This window comes from Bradyrhizobium campsiandrae (genome assembly GCF_014529705.1).
In the GTDB taxonomy this organism is placed as follows: domain Bacteria; phylum Pseudomonadota; class Alphaproteobacteria; order Rhizobiales; family Xanthobacteraceae; genus Bradyrhizobium; species Bradyrhizobium campsiandrae.
In genome coordinates, this window is record NZ_JAANIH010000128.1 from 1 (window position 1) to 5,770 (window position 5,770).

Consider the following 5,770-nt stretch of genomic DNA (forward strand, 5'->3'; position numbering starts at 1 on the left):
TCGCAAGCTCCACTGTCGAGTTTGGGGCTGCGTGGAAGAAGACCGCGCGGGACAGCGATCGCGAATATCTCTCGGTCAAGCTCGACGATCCGAGTTTTCCGGCTCCGATCTATGCCTCGCTGGTGAAGGGTGAGGGCGACGACAGCTTCACGCTGATCTGGTCCCGCCGCAACGGCGATTGATCCCAAGGGATCGACTGGCCCCGCCTCTTCGGAGGCGGGGTTTTGGTGCGCTCATGGCCACAACGATGAAGAAGGAAGTGGGGGCAGGTCCGGCAGCGGCGTTCCATGTGTTCATGGCTGGGATTGTCCCACTCCTGCGCGCCTCTTCGCTACGCTGCGATTGGTGCCTTTTGGGATGTTGATACGGATTGTTGCAAGCATCGTATCGGCGGCGACACACGGTCGACGTAACAGTGCAGGGCCTCGGTTGCGAAACCCATCAAGAAATGTCGCGTACCAATGGACTTTGCCGAAGTGCTCCCGGATCCAGCCCGGCGTGACGCCGAGAGGCGATGGAACGCCCTTCGCATCTGCTCTTGTGTCCGAAAACCGCATCGTGATGCCACGACGGACGGTGGGACGCCGGTCGTTTCCAGCATCAGGCGCGCGCGCGAAACTCGAAGCAGTTCAATAGCTGCAGCCGGCGTTGCCGCGCACATAATAAGCGCTGGACGCCGCAACATTCCGCGTTGCAACCACCGCAATGGTCTCCGAACTCAAGACCATCGAGATGCGGTGTTTTCGGAGGATGGACTTGGATTCTGGCCCCACGATTGGTGCTTCTACTCAGAATCCGGAAACGCGCGGAACAACAGTGCATGTCGTTTTCCCGGCATTCGCCGGATGCTCCTGCCGGTGGCTTGCTAATGGCTCCGCCCTCGCGCGGGACAAGAAAATTCTTCGGCCTTTCGCGGCATAAACGGCCTCCTCCCCGAAAGCCGGGGCCCCTCCATTTATTCCACGGTGCCGAAGAGTTCTCTTGCCCTTGCTACCCCGCTGCTCGCCGCGAGGCAGGGCTGCAGCGCAGCGCTGCAACCCAAGCCTCAAAGGAGCAAGATCATGCATCACCATCTCGCCACCCGATTCGGCCGCAACGCCCACCAAATCAGCGGACGCGAAGCTCTCGACAACGAGACCCTGTACCGGCACGTCCCCGCCATCTTCGCCCGCGAGGCGCATGACAGCCGGTCAGAACGTTACGTCTACGTACCCACCATTGAGATTGTGGAGGAAGTGCGCCGCGAAGGATGGTTTCCGTTCTTCGCCGTGCAGGCCGTACCACGCGACGGTGACCGCCTCGGCCACGCAAAGCACATGCTCCGCCTGCGTCGTGATGGGGGCATCGGCAAGCCCGAAGCGGCCGAAGTCATCATCGTCAATTCGCATGACGGAACCTCGGCGTACCAGATGTTTGCGGGGTTGCTCAGGTTTGTTTGCACAAACAGCCTTGTCGCGGGCGAGCGCTTCGAGGAAGTTCGTGTGGCGCACAAGGGCAATATCCAGCACGACATTATCGAGGGCGTTTATACTGTTGCGGAAGACTTTCCGCGCCTCATCGAATCCGTCGAGACGATGAAGGAAACAAAGCTCTCGCGGGACGAGCAGACCGTTTTTGCTGAAGCCGCACTTGTCGCCCGCTACGGCGAGGACGAAAGCCCCGTTCGTCCGGACCAGATCATTGCGCCTCGACGCCGCGAGGATGTCGGGCAAAGTCTCTGGCTGACACTGAACGCAGCCCAGGAAAACCTCATTCGTGGCGGACTTCACGGCCGCCGCCAGACCACTGATGGCCGTATTCGCCGCGCGCAGACCCGTGCCATCAATGGCATCGACCAGAATGTCGGCATCAACCGCGCGCTCTGGACGCTGGCAGAGGGCATGCAGCGCCTGAAATCGGCCTGACCCGCAAGGCCGGGGAGCCGGACAAGGCTTCTCGGCTTTTGCCCCGTGCCGAAAAATTCTTGCCGGTCCGCACGCGGACCGGCAAAGAAGGTGCTGGGTAAAAAAAACCGCTCGCCGGGCTCCGCCCGGCTCGGAAAACACGGCTGCCAAAAATAGCATCGCCCCGACCGGACAGGACAAAGCGAGCGCCACATTGTGCGGCACTCGCTTGATCGTTCGTTCTTGCTTACGCGCTGGTCTTTGCCCAGGCGGCGTCCCTGTAGGCTTCGCGCCGTTTTCGCCATTGTGTGAACGGAGTTTCGACGACGGCAGGATTGCCGAGACCGAAAACCAGGGCGCGAACGACAAGGAAACCGTCAACGATGCGCACGCCAAGCTCATCGTCCAGGTAGTTTGGCTCGATCACATCGATTTCATTCTCGTGGCGGATTTTCTCAGGTTTGTCCCTGCTGGTGGCAACCCACGTTTCGATCGTTCGGCGACCCGCATATTTGCCGACCACGCGTTCGCGTGTTTCGGAAGTGCCGAGTCTACAGACGACCTTGATCTTGAAGCGCGCTTCGAGCGTTGCCGCATCGTACCGCTGGTAGAGCTTGAGGATCTGTTCCCAGTCCTGCGTCGCCACGATCGCCGCTACGCCTTTTTCCCGGCCGACATTGAGCAATTTGGGAAACTGTTCGAGACGGCCCAGAACCGGAAGTTCATCCAGGATCAGGTGCAACCACGGGCAATCCCGTTTGGGCGTGGACGGGCTGAGCAACTTGCCGCAGACGACATCGACAAGAAGGCCGCTGATCGCGGTCGAGAGAAGCGGATATTCGGCATTGTGCTGAAGAATGATCGTTCGCGGCAGACGGGACTGCTCGGAAAGCCAGTCGCGGACGCTGAAACTGCACTCCTTGTTCGATGCCTCCGCCTGTGCGAGCGGCCGGATCGTCGTCAGGGCCGCGACCCACAGCGTCAACATGAGGCTCAGAGTGGTTCTGTTGGCCACCCCATCGGCGTCGATTTCGATGAGGTGGACACTCGGTGAGTGCGCGGCCTCAAGAGCCGCGCGCAGCTCTTTCGGGCTTTTGAATACGAACTTGAACAGATCGGCCCATCCCCAATCGGTTTTGCGCTCACGTTGCAACGCCTCGATGGCTCCCGACAGGATGGCCTTGGCGCCATTGGACCACATCGATTCCAGTTCTGAACCCGACGGCACGAGCTTTTCCGCAACCTCGCGCGCGCCTTGCGCATTGATTACGTCGCGGCCGATATCCCAGGTCCATCCTCTTGCGTCATGAGGCGCCACCAGAAGAATCTCGTCAATCGGAGCGCAGGCAAGAATGTCCCCCTTGGCGTCGTGAATGATCGACCGCTCCCCACGTGCCAGAATCTGTTCCGCCCAGCCACGGATCACGGCGCTCTTGCCCGAACCTTGGTCACCGATGACGAGAATGTTGGAAGCTTCCGCGACAGGCGTGAGCTGAACGTAAGGTGCAAGCCAGAGCGAATCCGGTTGCGGTATCCCCGTCACGGCAACGGCCTTCCGCAACGAGGCTCGCCCCTCCGCGCCGAATTTCGGCCACAGCCCCCGGATGGTGCGGACGGTCTCCCTGGGCGAGGTGTGCTTCCAGCTCCAGATTGCCGCAAGGGTTGCCGCGATTATCGTGCAGCCAAAAAACAGGCAGAGCCGGAGATAGAACGGCGGCCAGGCCAACCACCCCCGAAGGTTCGCTGTGCGGCAATCGAAATCGAAGACCTGCAACGGCCCCGGTCCGCAGTGGCGGTGGAAACCTTCATCCCAGACCGTTCTCCAGAAATAAGCCGGGGTGATGTTCGGATTGTCAAATGGGGCGAGAAGGGTGATGATGAAGAAGCTAAAGACCATGACACCGCATGCCACGAGTAGCGCGGCTGCCAGTGCGGGGCTTGGGGATTTCTTGACCTTGATGGTTGTCACTGTCCTGTTACTCCACAAATTTGAGAAGGATCGAGCCGATGACGGCAAGGGCAAAGCCCGCAGCCCATCCACGCACGACAGCACGGACCAACCAACGGGGTTCGCGGCATCGCAAAATCGTCCAGCCGTAATCCCTTCCAGCCTCCGGGTCGGAGGAGGGTTGGATGTTCGGGGCGGGCTCTACTTCTTGCCAATTCGGAAACGGGTTTTGATGGCCGAGGCTCGACAGGAACGCCGCGAGGCCCTCTTCTCCGAGGCGCTCCAGCGAGCGTAGGTCGAATTCGTCCGCGCCCGTCTCGAATTGCGAGGCCAGCCGCTGTGCGGTTGCCCACCGCTCACGGCTGCCTTCGTCGATGGCGCGTGACGCCGCCGCTCTGAAACTCTCACTCTTCATCGACTGTCTCCGTCGTCTTGAAGGCACGGTCGAGTTCTGCGAATAGCGCCACCAGCCACTGGGCAACGTCACCGCGTGCGATCTTGGCTTCCGCGCGTGGCAGGCCGCTCAATTGCATGGCTGCCGGCGTTTCGAGGTCCACGACATCGATGAACCGGGAGCCGGCCGCCTCGAAATACCGCCATGAGCCGCCGGGAATGGCGCCCATCACTATGAGCGTATTTCTCTCCGCAGCAGGCTTGAGCTTATCGGCCCACTCCTGCCAGGCAGAGGAGGCCGGATGCAGATCGGCGATGCGGCCATCGCGCTGGTTTTCGGCAAGGATGATGTCCGCGCGAGGGATGGCCGTCGTCAGGCGTTCGACCGTCCAATGCGCCTGTCGCATCGATTCTGCCTCGGCCGTGAATGGTATGAAGACGACCGGATGGAAACCGAATTCGCCAAATTCTTCGTCCAGGTCGACCAGAGCCGCCCATTCGGAGAACCGGCCAACCTCGCCGGCGCCAATGTCGACGAGGATCGGAGCGGCCGTCTCCGCTTGCGTGACGGCGTCCAGCACCGGGCTGAACCGCGCCAGCTCCTTGCCGGGATCCGCACGCGCCGCCTTGGGATCGGATGCAATCGTGATGACGTCCTGGCCCAGCGCCGCCGACAACCGCTTTTGACGGTCGATTTGAATAACGACCGGCGAGTATCCCGCGATCGTCAGTTTGTCAGTGATGGCCAGCGCCAGCGTCGATTTGCCAACCCCGCCTTTTTCGTTGGCGACAACGATGGCCCAGCGCCTCTTGTCTGTCTCTGTCATGGCTTGTTCCTTCGTCCCGGTTGATCGCGGGGCGAAGGAAGAAGCCATGGAATCGAACAGGCCGGACGGATTCTGAGTCGGCTTCCGGAAAAAATTCAACGCGCGAGGTACGCCGCGCACTGATCTTCATAATTCTTGTACGCGTAAAGCAGGAATTCCCGCCCGCTCATCAATTCGGGGTGCCGACGTTCGCTAAACATCTCGGGCTGCTCTTCAAGATGCTGCCGGCTGCGTTCGATCCGTTCGATGAACTGCGCAGGAGACAACGGTGCGGATTGCCTGCGAGCGATCCTCCCAATGTCCCGGACGAATTCAAAGCCCTTCAAACTCGCCAGCCGATGGAACATCAGCTTTGGATCGAAATCCCCGGCATAGACCGCGGGAAAGATCGCCCCGGCATCGATCGGGTGGTTGAAACCTGCGGCCACCGCCGCTTGCTTCGGATCGAGAAACCCATCTCCGTCCGGCTCCCGCCGGATGCTCTCACTGATTTCGCTTTCAATAAAGCGAAACTCCTTCGCCCGCTCGCGGCACATGTTGAGCGCGACAAACTGAGTCTTCTGAAAACGGATTTCCTCCTCGATCACATCCTGGCGCTGGCCGCGAAAGCCCTCCGCCCAGGCGGCGATCTCCCGGCGCAGCCGTTTGCTCGGGTACAGGCATCGCAGGAACTTCTGACGCTGCCCGTTGCGCCAGGCCGTATCGATGAGGCGACGGCG

At 60.9% G+C, this 5,770-nt stretch carries 5 protein-coding genes and 1 pseudogene; 2 read left to right on the plus strand and 4 right to left on the minus strand.

Going from position 1 to position 5,770, the window contains the following annotated elements; all coding sequences use genetic code 11:
- Together G8O24_RS41995 and G8O24_RS42000 are read left to right on the plus strand one after the other, a co-directional pair.
- Positions 1-182, plus strand: a 182-nt coding sequence (locus G8O24_RS41995) for a DUF736 domain-containing protein (RefSeq protein WP_188108343.1), incomplete at its 5' end; no start/stop codon positions are given.
- An 879-nt stretch (positions 183-1,061) separates the two neighbouring features.
- Positions 1,062-1,904, plus strand: a complete 843-nt coding sequence (locus G8O24_RS42000; RefSeq protein WP_006022516.1) for a DUF932 domain-containing protein — start codon at positions 1,062-1,064, stop codon at positions 1,902-1,904.
- A gap of 226 nt (positions 1,905-2,130) precedes the next feature.
- Here the strand turns inward: G8O24_RS42000 and G8O24_RS42005 are convergent, their stop codons facing one another.
- From G8O24_RS42005 to G8O24_RS42020, 4 genes and pseudogenes are all read right to left on the minus strand, one after another.
- Complete coding sequence (locus G8O24_RS42005) at positions 2,131-3,852, minus strand: type IV secretion system DNA-binding domain-containing protein (RefSeq protein WP_006022517.1); 1,722 nt, start codon at positions 3,850-3,852, stop codon at positions 2,131-2,133.
- Positions 3,853-3,859: 7 nt separating this feature from the next.
- On the minus strand, positions 3,860-4,246 hold the full coding sequence (locus tag G8O24_RS42010) for a hypothetical protein (protein WP_006022518.1): 387 nt from the start codon (positions 4,244-4,246) through the stop codon (positions 3,860-3,862).
- Positions 4,236-5,171, minus strand: a complete 936-nt coding sequence (locus tag G8O24_RS42015) for a nucleotide-binding protein (RefSeq protein ID WP_311972248.1) — start codon at positions 5,169-5,171, stop codon at positions 4,236-4,238. Before G8O24_RS42015 ends, G8O24_RS42010 begins: the two co-directional genes overlap by 11 nt.
- Positions 5,147-5,770, minus strand: a pseudogene (locus tag G8O24_RS42020) (hypothetical protein); the annotation flags it as partial. The gene G8O24_RS42015 and the pseudogene G8O24_RS42020, both read right to left, overlap by 25 nt.